The sequence below is a fragment of the Cryobacterium sp. TMT2-42-4 genome (assembly GCF_004402645.1).
GTDB classification, from domain to species: Bacteria; Actinomycetota; Actinomycetes; order Actinomycetales; family Microbacteriaceae; genus Cryobacterium; species Cryobacterium sandaracinum.
The window spans coordinates 217189-236459 of record NZ_SOFT01000011.1; the positions used below are offsets into that span (position 1 = coordinate 217189).

A 19271-nucleotide genomic window follows, 5' to 3' on the forward strand; every position below is an offset into this window, starting at 1 on the left:
CCACCGAGGCCGCTGTAATTATCGTGAAAATCCAGACTCGTCGCTTTATCAACAAAAGTTCTCGCCTCGCCAAGCCGACCGATACTCGAGAATTAAACGAAGGCCTGCATCCATTTTAAATCGAACTTCGAACGGGGTGATGGGTTGGCGCGAGTCTGAAACCAACGAATTCCCGACCGGATCAATCACGTCGAGGCCGGTCACGTTTTCGCAAACATAGAGCGAAATGGTCGTTTGCTCCGGTCTCAGATATGCCGCCGACTGCATGCCCTGAACGATGAAGGTCGTCTCACCGACACTTCGAGCGTTTGCGTCCACAAAGCCTTGGAAGCCCTCCAGTTCAGACTGAAAGAGGCCTGAAGAAACCAGCGGCTCCATTCGTTCCGAACCCACCCCACCAGCGGCAGATATCTCATCACTTGTTCGAAGATACGCCGCATAGGCTTCGGTAGCCGCAGCCAGAGCTTCCTCATCGGACGCGAAGACGGGGGAATCCGTCGGTGCGCTCGTCTCAGACGCCTGGGGCGCTGGGGGCGCCGGTTCGGGCGTGCAACCGGTCAGCGCGAGTGTGCCGAGCAGCAGCAGCGAGCTCAGAACGAAGAGGTCGCGCTGCACGGTCCGCATGCGGCCAACCTAGGGCATCCGGCGCAGCCCCGCTCGAACTTTCCACATGTCGTAGTTTGGAGCCATGCTGGTGACATCATGACAATCTCCGGGGCCTGGCGCCGCACGGCCCGTGGGGCCGGCCTGCTCGCCGCGGACGGCACCGTCGCCGCGAGCATTTTCGCGGAGATGAGTGCCCTCGCCCTGCGCACCGGCGCCATCAACCTGGGCCAGGGATTCCCCGACGAGAACGGCCCTGCCGAGGTTCTCGAAGCCGCACGCCAGGCGATCTCCGACGGTGCGAACCAGTACCCGCCGGGGCGCGGCTTGCCCGTGCTCCGAGGCGCCATCGCTCGGCATCAGCACCGGTTCTACGGCCTGTCCGTCGATCCGGATACCGAGGTCCTGGTGACGGCGGGTGCCACCGAGGCGCTGGCGGCGACTATTCTCGCACTGCTCGAACCCGGCGACGAGGTCGTCACGCTGGAGCCGTTCTACGACGCTTACGGCGGCCTGATCGCGCTGGGCGGGGGCATCCATCGCACGGTGCGCCTGCGGGCACCCGATTTCCAGCCGGACCCCGACGAACTACGCGCCGCCATCACGGACCGCACCCGACTGATTATCGTGAACAATCCGCACAACCCCACCGGTGCCGTGCTGCCGCGCGAGACCCTGGAACTCATCGTGTCCCTCGCACACCGTCACGACGCGCTCATCGTGACCGACGAGGTCTACGAGCACCTCACCTTCGGAGTCGCCCACGTGCCCGTCGCAACGATTCCGGGCGCGAGCGAGCGCACCATCACGATCTCCTCCGCTGGGAAGACGTTCAACACCACCGGCTGGAAGATCGGCTGGCTCACCGCCCCGTCCGCTCTTGTCACCGCAATCCTGGCCGTGAAGCAGTTCCTCACCTATGTGAACGGCGCGCCCTTCCAGCCGGCGATCGCGCGGGGCCTCGACCTGCCGGACACCTTCTTCACCGGTGTCGCCGCCGACCTGCAGGCCAAGCGTGACGTTCTCGAGAGCGGCCTGATCGAAGCGGGGTTCACGGTCAGTCGACCTCAGGGGTCGTATTTCATCGTGGCGGATGCCGCGCCGCTCGGCTACCCTGACGGCGCCGAGTTCTGCCGGGTGCTGCCCGATCTCGCCGGGGTGGTCGCGGTTCCGATCGGCGCGTTCTGCTCCGCCGCGCACCGGTCCGAGTATGCCTCGCTGGTGCGATTCGCCTACTGCAAAAAGGTGGACGTGCTCGAGCGCGCCGCCGCCCAGCTGGCCGGCATCATCGCCCATTAGCCGCCCGGCAGCCGCCGCTTTGGAGCGGTCGGAGGGGAATTCTAGTGCGCCAGTGCGGGGTAGTCCGTGTAGCCCTCGGCTCCGGCACCGTAGAAGGTAAGCGGGTCGGGAGCGTTCAGCGGCAGGTCTTTGAGCCAGCGCGACACGAGGTCGGGGTTGGCGATCACGGCACGGCCCACGACGACCGCATCCGCCAGTTCGTCGGCGATGATGGCCATCGCCTCGTCCCGGTCGGTGACCTCGCCGAAGCCGCTGTTCACCAGGAGCGGCCCCTCGAAACGGACACGCAGCTGCTGCACCAGTTCGCCGGCCGGCTCGCGGTGCAGGATGCTCAGGTAGGCAAGGCCCAGCGGAGCGAGTGCGTCGGCGAGCGCGCCGTAGGTGGCCATAAGGTCGGCGGCATCCGTTTCGAGGGCATCCTGGATGTTGTGCTCCGGCGAGACCCGGATGCCGACGCGGCCGGCGCCGATCGCCTCGGCCACCGCGGTGACGACCTCGACGACGAAACGGGCCCGGTTCTGCGGGGAGCCGCCGTAGATGTCGTCGCGCTGGTTGGAGGCCGGCGAGAGGAACTCGTGCAGGAGGTAACCGTTCGCGGAGTGAATCTCGACGCCGTCGAGTCCCGCGGCGATGGCGTTGAGGGAGGCCTGGACAAAGTCCGCGATCACGCCGGGGAGTTCGTCGAGTGTGAGGGCGTGCGGTACCGGGTAGGCAGCCTTTCCTGCGTAGGTGCGGGTTTCGCCCTGGATGGCGATGGCGCTGGGAGCCACGACCTCGCGGCCGCCGTTGGTGCCCTCGTGGGTGACGCGGCCCGCGTGCATGACCTGGGCGACCAGGCGCCCGCCGGCGGAGTGCACGGCGTCGGCGACGTTGGTCCAGCCGGCGATCTGCTCGGGAGTGACCAGCCCCGGCTGGCCGGGGAAGCCCTGACCGGCGTGGCTGGGGTAGGTGCCCTCGGTCACGATCAAGCCGAGCGAGGCACGCTGCTTGTAGTGCTCGACGACAAGGGGGCCGGGAACGCCCTCGATTCCGGACCGAACCCGGGTCAGCGGCGCCATGACGAGTCGGTTGGGCAGTTCCAGGTCGCCGAGGGACAACGGGGAGAAAAGATTCACGAATAGCTCTTTCTGTGGGTCAGGGTTTCGCCGAATGGCGCGTGCGCCGTCTCGGACAGGGGGAAGCATCTTCCGCTGAGGCCAACGGCCCTGCTCTCCCGCGCATTCCCCTCACCCGTCACGGTCGGGCAATCCACAGGAGCCGACGCACCGAACCAGCACTATGAGCACCATTGCCGGGACCCGGCCGACGACGTCGCCACGGAGCTTCACGACCCCGGGTGCACCGACCCCGGAGGCACCGACCCGGAGGGACCCGGACCGCACCGGATACTGCCCGTTCCCTCTGTCGTCCGACGCCCGGGCCTTCGGACTGACCACAAGCTCCATGCGGCTGCGCCGGGCAACGGTTTCGGTGCGGCACGGCCGCCGTACCGGGAGCGACACCGCGACCATCCTGCTGCACGGCGCCGCGGGATCCTGGACGACCTGGACGCCGCTGCTGGCCGCGGCCGACGCCTCCGGTCTCGGCCTGACCGACCTGATCATCCCCGACCTGCCCGGCTGGGGGGACTCGCCGCTTCCGGCGGCGGGACCCTCTCGTTCCATCGAGGCAACCGCTGCGGTAGTGGCCGAGATCGCCTGTGCACTCGGCTACCGCTCCTGGACCGTGATCGGCCACTCCCTCGGCGGCTTCGTGGCACTCGAACTTGCCGCAAGCGAGACCCGGTCGACCGCGTTCGTCGGCCTCGTCTCGGCCACGACGTTCTCGGTGATCGACACCGTGCGGCACCCGGTCGCCCGGTTCGCCGCGCTGCCGGGGTACAGCGCCCTGCTGCCGGTGCTGCGGGCCATCGCCCGGGCCGGGCGCGCCGGCCACGGTCTGATCCGCCTGCTCCACCGCACCGGGCTGCTGCGCACGCTGGCGGCGCCGCTGTTCCGCCGACCGGAGCTGCTGCACGAGAGCGTCATTGGGGCCCTTGCGACCGAGCTTCGCCCGCAGGCGTTCGCTGTGGCATCCGACCTCGCCGGAACCTACGACCCCAACCGCTGGGCCCGGATCGAGTGCGCCGTGCACGCAACCCAGGGTGACGCCGACATTTTCGTGGCGGCGACGGATGCGGCCAGGCTCCGCGCGGTCATCCGCGGCTTCGATCTCGTCACGGTTCCGGGCACCGGGCACTTCGCGCATGTGGAGAAACCATATGAGACGCTGCTCCACCTGTTGCCGAACGGATGCCTGTCCCGGTCAGGCGTGTTCCCGCAGTAGGAGTCGCTGTGTCCTGGACGATCCCGCGCCACGGCTGTTTCCCTTGTCAAGCGGGTTCAGAGCGACCAAACTGAGGATCAGTCCTGAGATCTGGTCACCCTGTGTGGCCGGCCTCTGAACAGCCCCCACCGATTGAAAGCGGCTCCCCATGGGTTCGTTGACGTATGACAGGGTCACGGTTGAATTCGACGACCGGATATTGGCGCATCTCCAGATCGTGATCGTACAGAAACTCCGCCGGGGCGAAAGCTTCCTGCTCTCGTGGCGCAACGCCGCCGAAGCCGGAAACGGTCGCAGTTCCGCGTGGCTGCACCCGGCCATTCCCCTGTATTTCAAGTTCTCCGGCGGTCAGCCGCCGAGCATCAACCCGCTGTGGCTCGCCCAGCTCACCCGTTCCGCTAACAGTTCCCAGGGGCTGGTGGCCACCGGCGAGGAGCGGGCGATGGGTGAACCCGAACATCCGGAGCGCACCGACCGCGGTCATCGCCCGGATCAGAAGTTCACGGTGCGCGCGGCGCCCGCCTCGCAGGACACCATCGCCACCGAACTCTGAGCTGGCTTCACGCTCAGCGGGGCACGACCGCGAAGCGGCGCAGGGCCAGCGAGGGATTGCGGGCGCGCACGGCTGTGAGGCGCTCCGACAGCACCCAGGCGACGGCGACATCCGTTGTCTCGCCGATGGTGACCAGTTCCACGCCCATCGGGTCGACCACCATGCTGTTGCCGACGCCCACCGGCGGGGCGTGGTCGGCGGCCGCCACGTAGACCGTGTTCTCCAGGGCACGCGCTGTCAGCAGCGTGCGCCAGTGCTGTTCCTTCAACGGTCCCCGCACCCACTCGGCGGGCACCAGCACCAGTTCGGCCCCCGCGTCGACCAGGCGGCGCGTCACCTCCGGGAAACGGATGTCGTAGCAGGTCTGCAGTCCCACCCGCAGTCCCACCACCTCGAACGTCTCGGGTTCCTCCACCGCTCCGGGCCGCACCCAGTCCGATTCACGGTCACCGAAAGCGTCGTAGAGATGCAGCTTGCGGTACTTCGCAACGAGTTCGCCGGCCGGACCCACCGCAACGAGGGTGTTGAAGAAGCGGCTCGGGTCATCCGCGGCCTCCAGCATGCCGGCCACGATATGAACGCCGAGTTCTGCCGCGAGCGCGGCGAGGGCGGCCACGAAGGGGCCGTCCACGGGTTCGGCCGCGGCGACGAAGGAGGGCCCCAGGACCGGTTCGAAGAAAGAGGAGTACTCGGGGAAGACGACCAGCCGGGCCCCGCGGCCGACGGCCGTCTCGGCGAGGGTACGCATGGCGGCAAGATTCACGGCCGGCTCGCGGCCGGGGGCGAACTGCGCCACCGCAACCCCCAGGGCAGCCGCAGCGCCGGAGGCAGCGGGAGCAGGATCGCACGTCTCGAAGGGATCGATCATGGCGTCAGCCTAGCCGCCGGTAACGCCTCGGCCGGGGTTGCGACATCCGTTCCCCTCGGTTCGCACCGGACCTGGGTTCCAGGGTTCAGCGGGGTGGCCTAACGTATATGCGTGTCTTCCCCTCCGCTGGTCTCGCGCCTGGTTCGCCCCGAGGCGCTGACCCTGCCCCTGCGCCGAACCGAAGGACTGGCAGCGCTCCTCGGACTGCTCGGCTTCCTCGTCTCGGTGGCCGGATCGTGGCGCCCCTCGTATTGGGGTGACGAGGCGGCCAGCGTGATGTCGGCGGAACGTTCCCTGCCGGAGCTCTTTCGACTTCTGGACAACGTCGACGCGGTGCACGGCGCCTATTATCTGCTGCTGCACGTCTGGATCGGGCTCTTCGGCTCTTCCGAGCTGGCGACTCGCGGGCTGAGCGCCCTCTTTGTCGGCGTCGCGACGGCAGGCACCTTCGTGCTGGCACGCACCCTGTTCTCCCACCGGGTCGGCGTGCTCGCGGCCATCGTTTTCGCGGTTCTCCCCCGGGTCACCTACATGGGCGCCGAAGCCCGTTCGGCCGCCGTCGCCACGGCCGTTGTGGTGTGGCTGACCGTTCTACTGGTGCACCTGCTACGGAGCCGCTCTCAGGATCGCGCCACCCGCTTCGCGCTCTGGGCGGCTTACACCGCGTTGCTGGCCCTGGGAATCTATTTCTTCCTCTTTGTGCTGCTGCTGATCCCGGTGCTCGGCCTCGCCGTGCTGCTGATATCGCCGGAGGGCGACAGGTGGGCGGCCATTCGCGCCTGGACCCTGGCCACGGCCTCCGGGCTCGCCCTGGCTGCCCCCGTGATGGCGGCCAGCCTCCAGCAGCGCGATCAGATCGCCTTCATCGGGCGCCGCCCGCCGATCGCCGTGCTCACCGCCGCAGTGCACCAGTGGTTCGGCAACGTACCGCTGGCCGTTCTGGCGTGGGGTCTGATCCTGCTGGCGGTCGTGATGGTCTTCGCCGTGCGCGGGCGGCGGGCCGCACCAACAGCGACCAGGGCCTCTCTGGCGGTCATGCTTGCCTGGCTGATCGTGCCGAGCGCAGCGCTCCTGATCGGCACGCACCTCGTCACGCCGATGTACTCGCTGCGGTACCTGTCGGTGGGCACGCCGGCGGCGGCGATCGCCATCGCCATGGGGATCGCCTGCCTCCGGCCGCTCTGGCCGCGGGCCGCCGCGCTGGGCCTGATCACGGCTCTCATGCTGCCCACCTATCTCGACCAGCGCGGCGAGTTCGGCAAGAACTACGGCAGTGACCTGCGCCAGGCGTCCGAGGTCGTGCGGGCCGGCGCGCAGCCCGGAGACGCGGTCGTTTTCGACGAGAGCGTGCGGCCCTCCCGCAAGCCCCGCCTCGCCTTGCGGCTCTACCCGGCCGCGTTCGAGGGCCTGCGGGACGTCACCCTCGCGGTGCCATTCGACGCCACCAACGATCTGTGGGACGTGGCTGTGCCGCTGGAGCAGGTGACCGACCGCCTCACCGACACGAACCGGGTCTGGGTGCTGCAGAACCAGGCCAGCGGTGAGAATAGGCGGGGGGACAACATCCGCACCCTGCAACAACTCGGGTTCACGGTCGCCGAGTCGACCATGCTGAACCGCACGCAGATCATCGAAATGACAAGGTAGCCCCATGGCTCGGACTCTGATCATCATCCCGACCTACAACGAGCAGGGCAACATCGCGTCGATCGTGGCCCGGGTGCGCGCGAGCGTGCCGGCGGCCGACGTTCTGGTCGTCGATGATTCCTCTCCGGACGGCACGGGGCGGTTGGCTGACGCGCTGGCCGCCACCGATTCCCAGGTGCACGCCCTGCACCGCTCCCGGAAGAGCGGCCTCGGAGCCGCCTATCTCGAGGCCTTCGCCTGGGGGCTCTCCCGCGGCTACGACCGACTGGTGCAGCTCGACGCCGACGGATCGCACCTGCCAGAGCAACTGACGACCCTGCTCGAGGCAGCGGAGACGGCGGATGTGGTGCTGGGCTCCCGCTGGGTCCCGGGCGGAATGGTGCGGAACTGGCCGTGGCACCGGCGCCTGCTGTCGCGGGGCGGATCGGTCTACTCGCGTGTACTGCTCCGGCTGCCCCAGCGAGACGTCACCGGCGGTTACCGCGTCTTCACGGCGCATGCCCTCCGGCGAATGGACCTCTCCGGCGTCGAGAGCCTGGGCTACTGCTTCCAGATCGACATGCTGCTGCATGCGGTTCGGGCCGGGCTCAGCGTCGTCGAGAAGCCGATCACGTTCGTGGAGCGCACCGTCGGTTCCTCGAAGATGAGTGCCGCGATCGTGGCCGAGGCGATGGCCCGTGTCACGATCTGGGGTCTCACCGGCAGGAACGCTCGCCGCGTTGCCGCGTCAACACCGACATCACTGCCGCGTGCCCGCTGACCGGACCCGCGCGCCGCACCACAGGGCGTGACTTCTGGTCAGAGTGACTATAAGATGAGTCCATTCAGTTAGAGTCACAATGACCTTTACTTGGTGAATGGCAGTGGATGCGCGAATGAACACCCAACTTGAGGCGGCCCTCGCCGTGTCGACGGTCATCTTCGCCCTGCGGCCGGATCCGGAATCCGGCCACTCGACCCTGTGGCTGCCGCTTGTGCGCCGCACCCGGGAACCCTACCTCGGCCAGTGGGCATTGCCCGGCGGCGGCCTGCCGGCCGATGAGCGCCTGGCCGGCGCAGCCGCGCGCGCCCTGCGCGAGACCACAGGCCTGACCCCCAAGTACCTCGAGCAGCTCTACACCTTCGGGGATCCGGGGCGTTCCCCCGGCGGCCGGGTCGTCTCGGTGGTCTACTGGGCGCTCGTCGAGTCCGGTGAGGCGGCGCTGGCCGTGGAGGACGAGAACGTGCGGTGGTTTCCGGCCGACCACCTGTCGCCGCTCGCCTTCGACCACAACCTCATCGTGGAATACGCACTCTGGCGCCTGCGCACCAAGGTGGAGTACTCCCGCATCGCGCACGCGTTCCTGGGCGAGACCTTCACGCTCGCGCAGCTGCGCGAGGTGCATGAGGCCGTGCTGCAGAAGGCCCTTGACCCGGCCAACTTCCGCCGCACGATCGAGGGGTCAGGCACCGTGGTTGACACCGGCCAGCGCGTGGCCGGCGTACCGCATCGGCCGCCCCGCCTCTACCGCTACAACGATTCCGTTCATGCCACCGCTCCGGGTGCACTCGAGCCGGCCATCGGCTGAGCATGACTCTTCCTCCCAGCACCCTCCTGCTGGCCACCGCTTGTCTGACTATCGCTTTGTGTGAATATCAAGGAGTAACCGCATGACCAACGCATCGGTCGACCAGACCATTCGGCTCATCAGCACGGGAGCGGCCGCCGGCAGCACGTGCAGCCCCGACCTGCTCACCGCTCCGTGGGAGTTTGATTCCGGCACGCCGGGCTACGGCCCGGGGTCGTCGATGGGCGATGTCATCCCCACCGGGTCACCGCGGCAGGGTGAGCTGCCCGAGGTCTACCGTCGCGCGTCGGCGGCGGAACTCGGCGATCGCATCCGTGCCGCCAAGGCCACGCTCGGCGACCGGGTCGTGATTCTCGGGCACTTCTACCAGCGCGACGAGGTCTTGCAGCACGCTGACTTCGTGGGCGACTCCTTCCAGCTGGCGCAGGCCACCAAAAGCCGCCCGGATGCCGAGGCGATCGTCTTCTGCGGCGTGCACTTCATGGCCGAAACCGCCGACTTGCTCTCCACGCCGGAGCAGGCGGTCATCCTGCCCAACCTCGCCGCCGGCTGCTCGATGGCCGATATGGCCGATATCGACTCCGTCACCGACTGCTGGGAGCAGCTCGAGGACATCTACGGCACCGAGCAGGGCGTCGACGGCCGCGTGCCCGTGATCCCGGTCACCTACATGAATTCCTCGGCTGCGCTGAAGGCGTTCTGCGGCGAGCACGGCGGCATCGTCTGCACCTCCTCCAACGCCGAGACCGTGCTCGAGTGGGCCTTCGCCCGCGGCCGCCGCGTTCTCTTCTTCCCCGACCAGCACCTCGGCCGCAACACCGCCAAGGCGATGGGGGTGCCCCTCGAGCGAATGCCGATGTGGAACCCGCGCAAGGCCCTCGGCGGCAACACGGCTGAGGAGCTCGAGACCGCCCAGGTCGTGCTCTGGCACGGGTTCTGCAGCGTGCATAAGCGCTTCACGGTGGACCAGATCACCGCGGCCCGCCAGTCGCACCCGGACGTGCGCGTCGTCGTGCACCCGGAGTGCCCGATGGGCGTCGTCGACGCCGCCGATTCCTCCGGCTCGACCGACTTCATCAAGAAGGCCATCGAGGCAGCCCCGGCCGGGTCCACGTTCGCCGTCGGCACCGAGATCAACCTGGTGCAGCGTCTCGCCGCACAGCACCCCGAGCACACCATCTTCTGCCTCGACCCGGTGGTCTGCCCCTGCTCCACCATGTACCGCATCCACTCGGGCTACCTGGCCTGGGTGCTCGAAGCTCTGGTCGGCACCGCGGACCGCGCGCCCGAGGTGCTCAATCGCATCCAGGTACCGGGCGAGGTTGCCGGCAACGCCCGCGTCGCCCTCGAACGGATGCTTTCCGCCAAGCCGCCCGTCTCCATCGGGGCCTGACCGTGACCCGCGTGCTCGTCGTCGGCAGTGGGCTGGCCGGACTCATCGCCGCGGTGCGTGCGACGGATGCCGGCCACCAGGTCACCCTCGTCACGAAAGCGGCCCTGCCCGACAGCAACACCCGCTGGGCCCAGGGCGGGATCGCCGCGGCCATGTTCCCCGACGACTCGGTCGAGTCACACGTGCAGGACACCCTGCGCGCCGGTGCCGGACTCTGCGACCCGGTCGCAGTGCGCGTGCTCTGTTCCGAGGGACCGGCTCGGGTGCGGGACCTGATCCGGTTCGGTGTGGACTTCGACCGCGACGAGTCCGGAGTGACCCGTGGACTGGAGGCTGCCCACTCCCGCTCGCGGGTGCTGCACTCCGGCGGTGATGCCACGGGCGCAGCCATCGAGGCTGCCCTCGTGGCGACGGTGCGTGAACGGGCCGCCCGCTCGCTGCGGGGCGTTGGCGCCCGCCTACGCGTGCAGGAACACACAATGCTGGTTGATCTGACCGTGCAGGACGGACGCGTGACCGGGGTTGTCCTCCTCGGGCCCGACGAAGCACTCCGCACGATCCCCGCCGACACGGTGATCCTGGCGACCGGCGGTGCAGGCGAGCTCTTCCCGCACACGACGAACCCGGCTCTGGCGACGGGCGACGGCGTGGCCGCCGCGTGGCGCGCGGGGGCATCCGTCGCCGACCTCGAGTTCTACCAGTTCCACCCCACCGCACTCGCGGTTCCCGGTACCCCGTTGGTCTCCGAGGCGGTGCGCGGGGAAGGCGCCGTGCTGCGGAATGCGTCGGGCCACCGCTTCATGCTCGACGTGCACCCCGATGCGGAACTCGCCCCGCGCGACATCGTGGCCAGAGGCATCGCCCGGGAAATGACCGGGCAGGGCGGCGAACCGGTGCGACTGGACGCCACCGGTCTCGGCCGTGAACTGCTCGAGCGACGCTTTCCGACCATCACCGCGGCCTGCCGCGCTGCCGGCCTGGACTGGGCCGTCGAATCGATCCCGGTCGCCCCGGCGGCGCACTACTGGATGGGCGGGGTGCTCACCGATATCTGGGGCCGCACCAGCCTGCCCGGCCTGTTCGCCGTGGGAGAAGTAGCCCGCACCGGCGCCCACGGGGCCAACCGGTTGGCCTCCAACTCTCTGCTCGAAGCGGCCGTGTTCGCCGACCGGGCCGTGCGCGCGCTGCGCCTGCCGGTTCGGGTCTCGGCGGGGGTTTCGGTCGTGACAGGCTCGACCACTGGGAGGTTACCTGCCGGCGTCGACCGTGACGCCGTGCAGCAGCTGATGTGGGAGTGCGCGGGAGTGCTGCGGAGCGGGGAGAAGCTCGCCGAGGCATCCGTCACCCTGACCGGCTGGGCCACCCGTCCGACGGGACCGGACGAAACAACGTCACTTGATATGCGGGTTCGGGCATATGAAGACGCCAACCTGCTCGACCTGGCTCGGGTCACCGTTGCTTCCGCCCTGGCTCGGGAGGAATCGCGCGGCGCACATCACCGCTCCGACTACCCCGACGGCCGGCCCGAGCTCGCCCGCACCGTCGCCTGGACCCGCGGCACAGCCCTGGACACAGCCGACGATATGCGGAGCACCCTGAATCTGGACCACCCCACTGAGGCCGAGGAGGCCATCGCATGCTGACCATGAACGCCATCGACACCGTCGTGCGCGCCGCGCTCGAGGAGGACGCCCCCTGGGGCGACCTCACCTCGCAGGTGCTGATCCCCGCCGACGCCGCCGCAACCGCGCAGCTGGTCGCCCGGGAATCCGGCGTCTTCAGCGGTGGTGCCGTGTTCGCGGCGGCCTTCCGACTGACCGACCCGCGAATCGTCGTTCGGATGCTCGTGGCCGACGGCACCGTCTTCGACGCCGGTGACACCCTGGCGGAAGTGTCGGGGTCCGCCCGCGGCATTCTGCAGGCCGAGCGCATCGGCTTGAACTTTGTGCAGCGCATGAGCGGGATCGCCACGCTGACAGCGCTCTACGTGGCCGAGACGGCCGGTACCCGCGCGCGCATCGTCGACACCCGCAAGACCACCCCGGGCCTGCGTGTGCTGGAACGTGCCGCGGTGCGCGACGGCGGCGGCCACAACCACCGGTTCAGCCTCTCCGACGCGGTCATGGCCAAGGACAACCACCTGGCCGTGCTCACCGCGGGCGGCCTGAACCTCGCCGAGGCGCTCCGGCAGGTGCGCGACCGCATCTCACACACCACGCACCTTGAGGTGGAGGTCGACCGAATCGACCAAATCGAGCTTGTGCTTGCCGCCGGTGTCGACACGATCATGCTCGACAATTTCAGCCCCGACGACCTGCGCGAGGGCGTACGCCTCACGGGCGGCCGAGCACGCGTGGAGGCCAGCGGCGGCGTCACTCTGCTGACCGTGCGCGGCATCGCCGAGACCGGTGTCGACATCATCTCGGTCGGGGCCATCACGCACAGCGTGCGCTCCCTCGACCTCGGCCTCGACGTCGTCATCCTCACCGAGGGCTGAGCGGTCCGGCCATGATCTATCTCGACAACGCCGCGACCACCCCGGTGCGACGGGAAGTTCTCGAGGTGCTCTGGCAGCAGCTCGCGGGCCGGTTCGGCAACCCGTCGAGCCACCACCGAGTGGGCGAGGCCGCGGCCGCCGCGCTCGCCGAGGCGCGGGCCATGGTCGCGGGCGTGCTCGGCTGCCGGTCGGCCGACGTGGTGTTCACGACCGGCGGCACCGAGTCCGACAACCTCGCGATCAAGGGCATCGCTCTGGGCGCCCCGCGCGGCCGACACCTCATCACGACGCCGATCGAGCACGAGGCGGTACTCGAATCCTGCGACTATCTGCGCCGCCTGCACGGCTTCGAAGTGACGCTCCTGGACCCGGATGCCTCCGGCCGGGTGGATCCGGAACAGCTCCGCACCGTGATCCGCCCGGACACCACCCTCGTCTCGGTGCAGTACGCCAACAACGAGGTCGGCACCGTTCAGCGGCTCGCGGAACTATCGGCCATCGCCCAGGACGCCCGCGTTCCGCTCCACACCGACGCCGTGCAGGCGGCCGGCTGGCTTTCGGTCGACGTGGGCGCTCTCGGTGTCGATGCCCTGAGCCTGTCGGGCCACAAACTCGGCGCACCTCCCGGCATCGGGGTGCTTTTCCTACGCCGCCGCATCGCGGTCGAACCGGTGCTGCACGGCGGCGGTCAGGAGCGCGGGCGCCGCAGCGGAACGGAGAACGTGCCCGGGGCACTGGCACTGGCGACCGCACTGCGCCTCGCCGAGGCGGAACGCGCGGAGGCAGCGCCCCGTATCACCGCGCTGCGGGATGCCTTCATCACCACGGTTCTGAGCGGAACACCGTCGGCCTGCCTCACCGGCCACCCGACGGAGCGTCTGCCGGGCACCGCCTCGTTCGTCTTCCCGGGCACGAGCGGCGAGGCGGTGTTGCTCGAACTGGAACAGCGCGGCATCGTCTGCTCGAGCGGTTCGGCCTGCGCGGCCGGCAGCGACGAGCCGTCCCATGTGCTGACCGCTCTGGGCATCCGGGCTGAGGTCGCCCAGACCGCCGTGCGGTTCACGCTGGCATCGACGACCACAGCTGCGGATGCATCTGAAGCGGCCGCATCCGTTCAAGCCGCCGTGGGCGCCGTCCGCGGTCTCGGCCGAGGCTGACCGGCAGCGGCTTCAGGCGCCGCTTCGCGCGCGTGCACGCGCGCGTAAGAACCGATCAGACTGCGAGTTGTCAGACAATTTCCAAAGGTTCCGTTTCTCGCAGCGAAGATGCTGCCGATCAGCCAATCTGCTGATGGCGACCGGCCCCTGGACCGCTGAGTGGGCGTCCCTTGACGTGCAGCCGTCTGGCCAGCGCCCTAAGGTTATAGGTAAGAGGCGATAAGCCCAAGGTGGGCCGCCAAAAAGGGACACAATGACAATAATCGACAAACCAGTCACCGAGTCACTTGCCACTCAAATTGACTCCCTGGTTAAAGCCGCTCAGGTCGCGCTTCTGGATTACGCGAACTTCACGCAGGAACAAATCGACCACATCGTTAAGAAAGCCTCGGTGGCTGCTCTCAGCAAACACGCCGAACTTGCCGTTCACGCCGTAGCCGAAACCGGCCGTGGCGTATTCGAAGACAAGGCCGTTAAAAATCTTTTCGCATGCGAGCACGTTACGAACTCGATGCAAAACCTTAAGACCGTCGGCGTTATCAGCCGAGACGACATTACTGGCATTACTGAAATCGCTGAGCCGGTCGGCGTGATTTGCGGTGTGACCCCCGTTACGAACCCCACCTCGACCGCGATCTTCAAGTCGCTCATCGCGCTGAAGACCCGCAACCCGATCGTTTTCGGTTTCCACCCGGGCGCCCAGCAGTCCTCCGTGGCCGCAGCGCGCGTCGTGCGCGACGCCGCCATCCTCGCCGGTGCACCGGCAAACTGCATCCAGTGGGTTGAAACGCCGTCCCTCGAGGCCACCAGCCTGCTGATGAACCACCCGGGCGTCGCAACCATCCTCGCCACCGGTGGCAACGCCATGGTCCGGGCCGCGTACTCCTGCGGCAAGCCGGCCCTCGGCGTCGGCGCGGGCAACGTTCCCGCCTTCATCGAGAAGAGCGCCAAGCTCAAGCGTGCCATCAACGACGTCGTGCTCTCCAAGTCCTTCGACTACGGCATGATCTGCGCGTCGGAGCAGGCCGTCATCATCGAAGAGCCGCTCTACGCAGAAGCCATGGCCGAGTTCAAGATCCTGCACACCTACCTGGTCACCCCGGCCGAGAAGCTCCTCCTCGAGGACTACATCTTCGGAGTCCAGGCCAACTCGACCAACTGTGGCGAGGCCAAGCTCAACGCCGCCGTCGTCGGAAAGTCGCCGGTCTGGATCGCCCAGCAGGCCGGATTCACCATCCCGGCCGACACATCGATCATCCTGGTCGAGGTCGCCGGAGTGGGACCGCACGAGCCGATGACCCGCGAAAAACTGGCACCCGTTCTCGCCGTGCTGCACGCCAAGGACGCTGAAGAGGGCATTTCGCTCTCCGAGCAGATGGTTGAATTCGACGGCCTCGGCCACTCGGGCTCCATCCACAGCGAAAACCCGGCCATCATCGAAGAGTTCGGAACCCGCGTCAAGGCGGTCCGGATCATCACCAACGCCCCCAGCTCGCTCGGTGGTATCGGTGACATCTACAACGCGTTCATCCCGTCGTTGACGCTTGGCTGTGGCTCGTACGGACACAACTCCGTCTCGAACAACGTCTCCGCGATCAACCTCATCAACGTCAAGCGCATCGGCAGAAGGAACAACAACTTGCAGTGGTTCAAGGTCCCCGCCAAGACGTACTTCGAGCCGAACGCCATCCGTTACCTGGCGGATATGCGCAACGTCGAACGCGTCACGATCGTGACCGACTCGACCATGACCCGCCTCGGTTTCGTCGACAAGATCCTTGACATCCTGAACCGGCGCGAGGGCCGCGTCGCACTGCAGATCATCGACAACGTGCTGCCCGAACCGACCGTCTCAGCGGTCGAGAAGGGTGCCGCCGAAATGCGGGCCTTCAAGCCTGACACCATCATCGCCCTCGGCGGCGGCTCGCCGATGGACGCCGCGAAGGTGATGTGGCTGCTGTACGAACACCCCGAAATCGAATTCTCCGACATGAAGGAAAAGTTCTTCGACGTGCGCAAGCGCGCGTTCAAGTTCCCCGACCTCGGCGAACTGGCCAAGCTCGTCTGTATCCCGACCACTTCGGGTACCGGTTCGGAAATGACCCCGTTCGCCGTGATCACCGACGAAGTCACCGGAGTCAAGTACCCGCTCGCGGACTACGCGCTCCTGCCGACCGTCGCGATCATCGACCCCGTGCTCACGGCCATGATGCCGTCGTTCCTGGTTGCTGACTCGGGTTTCGACGCTCTCACGCACGCCACCGAGGCCTACGTGTCCGTGTACGCGAACGACTTCACCGACGGCCTCTGCCTGCACGCGATCAAGCTGATCTTCGAGAACATCGTGACCAGCGTCAACGGCACCACCGCCAGCACCGACGGTGAGGTCATCAAGGCCCGCGAGAAGATGCACAACGCCTCGTCGATCGCCGGCATGGCGTTCGGCAACGCGTTCCTGGGTATCTGTCACGCGATGGCTCACGTCACCGGCGCCCAGCTCCACCTGATCCACGGCCGGGTCAACGCGACCTACCTGCCGCACGTGATCCGTTACAACGGCCTCATCCCCACCAAGCTCACCAGCTGGCCCAAGTACGAGAGCTACATCGCCCCGGAGCGCTTCCAGCAGATCGCGAAGCACCTCGGCCTCCCGGCGTCGACCCCGGCGGAGGGCGTCGAGTCCTACGCCCTGGCCGTGGAGAAGCTGCGCGACCTGGCCGGCATCAAGCCGTCCTTCCAGGCGCAGGGTGTGCCGGAGGAGGACTTCATCAGCCGCCTCGACAGCCTGGCCATGGGTGCTTACGGCGACCAGTGCGCACCGGCCAACCCGCGCATGCCGATGCTCGATGACATGCGCACCATCATGGAGGCCGCGTACTACGGCACCTCTTTCAACGAGGTCCGCGCCGGCCGCGCGGCCGTCGAAGCAGTGGCACCGGCCGAAGAGAAGAAGTCGGCCCGCAAGGCAGGCAAATAACCGTCACCGCCTGATTGACTGAGGAACGGCCCCGCACCTTTTGGTGCGGGGCCGTTCTCGTGGACGGCCCACCCTGTGGCAGGAGCGGGCCTGATCGCAGCCTGGTCAGAGCCAGCGCGCTGCCACGGGGGTCTCCCCCGCATCGGACGTAACGCCCGAGCGGGCACGGCCGGCGGCCCAGGCGGCCAAGTCGGCGAGCGACCCCGTGACCTGGTCGAGGGCATCCGGATCGCCGTAGCCTGTGTGCGTCGAATCCGTCGCGGTGAGCCGGCGGCCCGTGTCACCCCGGGAGGCCCAGGCACCGACAATCTCGCCGAGAAGCCGGTCGAGAACCTCCTCCGGCAGGTCCCGGAAGCCGGCACCGTGGTTGAGGTCGACGGCGTGGATCCAGAGTTCGCGGGTGCGCATCCAGACCGTGTCTCGCAGCGGCACCATGGCACCCTGCCCGTTCCTGACCGGAACGACCCAGCGGTCGTCCGCCAGCGCCAGCCAGCGGCGGTCCAGGTCGGTGGCCGAGTCCGCCCAGGATTCACGGAGCGCGTCGGAACTGAGGATGCTGCCGGCGGTGATCTCCGCATTCCGCGCCTCCATCGAGGCATACATCACCGTCTCGGCTCCGGTGTCGGCCCACTGCGCCAGCCGTCCGATCGCGCGGGCGTTGGACGCGACGTGTGCGACGACCTGGCGCCGGGTCCAGCCCGGCAGCAGAGAGTCCCCGTCGAGTTCATCGTCCGTGAGCCCCTGCAGTCCGCGGCCAAAGAATTCCGTGCCCCGCCGGGCGAGATCTAGCGTCAGCCGGAGTGCAGAAAGCTCAAACGGGTCGTGGGGTGCGTTCATGATGCCCCTTTCTCGGGTCAACGCGTATAGTCCCTACGCTACCCGGCGGCCCACCCTCCCCAACGTTCCCGCGACGCTGGTCGAGCCTGTCGGGACCGGGACCGGACCGGGACCGAGTCCGGGACCAGGGAGCGGAGACGAGAGACTCCCTATCCGTTCTTCCGTTCGGCCGCGTCGGTCATCCGGGTGCGCGATGTGGTGGCGTTTCGCCGGGTGCGGGGCCCGGTCTCGAGCCAGGGTGGTGCCATGATCTGCGCGGCGCCGTGCAGCATGCGGATGTTCCAGCCGGAGGCGGCGAGGTAGCGGTGGTGCCACCAGCAGAGCAGCACCCCGTTGTCGGTGTGCGTCGGTCCGCTCTCGGAGTGCGGGATCGCGTGGTGGATCTCGGCCATCCCGGCCGGGATTTTGCAGCCCGGGATGATGCAGGCGCCGTCGCGGAGTTGGATCGTCCGGCGTTGCGCGGCGGTGAAGCACCGTTCGGGTGAGCCGAGGGCGATGATGCGGCCCTCGTCGGTGATGACGACTTTCTGTTGTCCGCCGGTGCTGATCAGGTCTGTGACGGCGCTGATCGAGATCGGGGTGTCGACGCCGTCGATCCAGCCGACGCCGCGGCCCTGACTGTAGTCTGCGTTCAGGTCCTGTTCCCGCACACTGACCAGGACCGTGGCCGGGGCGCCGTCGATGGTCGGGGCCTCCCCGGCCCGGGAGTCAATGTCGAGGATCACGGCGAGCACGTCGTGGCGCCGCTGGTCGGGCGTGCGGTCGTCGCGTTCGAGCGGCGCCTGCTCCCGCTCGGCGTCGGCTTCTTCCGCGGTGTGGAAGGCGACCGGGGCGCTCTTCGGCGACAGGTACGCGTCGAAGAGGCGGCGGAGCCTGCCCGCGATCTCGGGCATCAACGCCCCCGAGACCGGCACGATGCCGTCGCGTTCGCGGCCGAGCCGGATCCCGCGCACCATCAGGGCGTGGTCGTCGGGCCGGGACCCGTCGGGCGCGAGCACGGCCCTCCAGACCGCACCCTGCAACCGGATCTCATCCGCCGACGCCGGCACCGGGGTTTCGGAGCAGGTGCCGGTGGCCGAGGCGACCAGCTCGCTCTCCGCGGCCTGTACCGAGTCCAGGTCGGTGCACCGCAGTGTCGGCGTCAACGCGGTGAGGATCGCGTCGGCCGTGTCGACGCCGATCGCCCCGGTGGCCAGGCCGATGGCCGTGGCGAGGAAGGTGGGCGGCAGCGGTTCGCCACCCAGGGAACGGCCGGTGCGCAGCTGCCTGCCCAACCGCATCCGTCGCCCCGCGGTCGGCCCGGAGACGAGCGTCAGGCGCTCGAGTAGTTCTCCAGCGGTGCGGCAGCCCCGCTTCGCCGAGAGCTGCCCGGTGCCGTGCTCGGGCCGGCACCGGTCCGCGACCTCGCCCGCCACCGCCACCCGCAGCGCGTAGACCCGCCGGCCGAGGACCTCGACCGCCGCGGACGGGCCGGGCGCGGCATCCGCTTCGGGATACTCCAGGAGGTTGGTTACGGGGTAATTCTACCCTGACTAGAACTTGAAGTT

Annotated in this window: 16 protein-coding genes; 11 read left to right on the plus strand and 5 right to left on the minus strand. The window is 68.2% G+C overall.

Annotated elements, in window-relative coordinates; genetic code table 11:
- Positions 1-48: 48 nt before the first annotated feature.
- Entirely contained in the window at positions 49-624 is a 576-nt protein-coding gene (locus E3O18_RS03330) for a hypothetical protein (protein WP_134417444.1), read from the minus strand.
- A gap of 78 nt (positions 625-702) precedes the next feature.
- Between E3O18_RS03330 and E3O18_RS03335 the strand changes: the two genes are divergently transcribed.
- The gene (locus E3O18_RS03335) at positions 703-1902 is read left to right on the plus strand and encodes an aminotransferase class I/II-fold pyridoxal phosphate-dependent enzyme (protein ID WP_134417446.1); all 1200 of its coding nucleotides are present in this window, start codon (positions 703-705) and stop codon (positions 1900-1902) included.
- Between the two features lie 41 nt (positions 1903-1943).
- Here the strand turns inward: E3O18_RS03335 and E3O18_RS03340 are convergent, their stop codons facing one another.
- Entirely contained in the window at positions 1944-3017 is a 1074-nt protein-coding gene (locus E3O18_RS03340) for an alkene reductase (RefSeq protein WP_134417448.1), read from the minus strand.
- A gap of 163 nt (positions 3018-3180) precedes the next feature.
- Here E3O18_RS03340 and E3O18_RS03345 point away from each other — a divergent pair, with 163 nt between their 5' ends.
- Both E3O18_RS03345 and E3O18_RS03350 read left to right on the plus strand, forming a co-directional pair.
- Complete coding sequence (locus E3O18_RS03345) at positions 3181-4227, plus strand: alpha/beta hydrolase (RefSeq protein ID WP_134417450.1); 1047 nt, start codon at positions 3181-3183, stop codon at positions 4225-4227.
- A gap of 148 nt (positions 4228-4375) precedes the next feature.
- On the plus strand, positions 4376-4780 hold the full coding sequence (locus E3O18_RS03350; RefSeq protein WP_233191304.1) for an ATP-dependent DNA ligase: 405 nt from the start codon (positions 4376-4378) through the stop codon (positions 4778-4780).
- A 13-nt stretch (positions 4781-4793) separates the two neighbouring features.
- Here the strand turns inward: E3O18_RS03350 and E3O18_RS03355 are convergent, their stop codons facing one another.
- The gene (locus E3O18_RS03355) at positions 4794-5648 is read right to left on the minus strand and encodes a carbon-nitrogen hydrolase family protein (protein ID WP_134394284.1); all 855 of its coding nucleotides are present in this window, start codon (positions 5646-5648) and stop codon (positions 4794-4796) included.
- 111 nt (positions 5649-5759) lie between these two features.
- Here E3O18_RS03355 and E3O18_RS03360 point away from each other — a divergent pair, with 111 nt between their 5' ends.
- From E3O18_RS03360 to adhE, 8 genes are all read left to right on the plus strand, one after another.
- A complete protein-coding gene (locus tag E3O18_RS03360; RefSeq protein WP_134394285.1) occupies positions 5760-7295 on the plus strand; it encodes a glycosyltransferase family 39 protein in 1536 nt (511 codons plus the stop codon).
- Positions 7296-7299: 4 nt separating this feature from the next.
- Positions 7300-8055 carry a polyprenol monophosphomannose synthase gene (locus E3O18_RS03365; protein WP_134394286.1) on the plus strand — a complete coding sequence of 252 codons (756 nt, stop codon included), beginning with the start codon at positions 7300-7302 and terminating at the stop codon, positions 8053-8055.
- A 115-nt stretch (positions 8056-8170) separates the two neighbouring features.
- A complete protein-coding gene (locus tag E3O18_RS03370; RefSeq protein WP_134394287.1) occupies positions 8171-8863 on the plus strand; it encodes an NUDIX domain-containing protein in 693 nt (230 codons plus the stop codon).
- 82 nt (positions 8864-8945) lie between these two features.
- The gene (gene nadA, locus E3O18_RS03375) at positions 8946-10256 is read left to right on the plus strand and encodes a quinolinate synthase NadA (RefSeq protein ID WP_134417452.1); all 1311 of its coding nucleotides are present in this window, start codon (positions 8946-8948) and stop codon (positions 10254-10256) included.
- A gap of 2 nt (positions 10257-10258) precedes the next feature.
- Positions 10259-11899, plus strand: a complete 1641-nt coding sequence (gene nadB / locus E3O18_RS03380; RefSeq protein ID WP_134394289.1) for an L-aspartate oxidase — start codon at positions 10259-10261, stop codon at positions 11897-11899.
- Entirely contained in the window at positions 11893-12753 is an 861-nt protein-coding gene (nadC, locus tag E3O18_RS03385) for a carboxylating nicotinate-nucleotide diphosphorylase (RefSeq protein WP_134394290.1), read from the plus strand. The genes nadB and nadC overlap by 7 nt, the downstream gene beginning before the upstream one ends.
- Before the next feature lie 11 nt (positions 12754-12764).
- Complete coding sequence (locus E3O18_RS03390) at positions 12765-13910, plus strand: cysteine desulfurase family protein (RefSeq protein ID WP_134417454.1); 1146 nt, start codon at positions 12765-12767, stop codon at positions 13908-13910.
- Positions 13911-14163: 253 nt separating this feature from the next.
- On the plus strand, positions 14164-16887 hold the full coding sequence (gene adhE / locus E3O18_RS03395) for a bifunctional acetaldehyde-CoA/alcohol dehydrogenase (RefSeq protein WP_134394292.1): 2724 nt from the start codon (positions 14164-14166) through the stop codon (positions 16885-16887).
- A 105-nt stretch (positions 16888-16992) separates the two neighbouring features.
- On the opposite strand, the gene E3O18_RS03400 is transcribed toward adhE, so the two are convergent.
- Complete coding sequence (locus tag E3O18_RS03400) at positions 16993-17724, minus strand: maleylpyruvate isomerase family mycothiol-dependent enzyme (protein ID WP_134417456.1); 732 nt, start codon at positions 17722-17724, stop codon at positions 16993-16995.
- A gap of 149 nt (positions 17725-17873) precedes the next feature.
- Entirely contained in the window at positions 17874-19226 is a 1353-nt protein-coding gene (locus E3O18_RS03405) for an HNH endonuclease signature motif containing protein (protein ID WP_134417458.1), read from the minus strand.
- Positions 19227-19271: the final 45 nt, after the last annotated feature.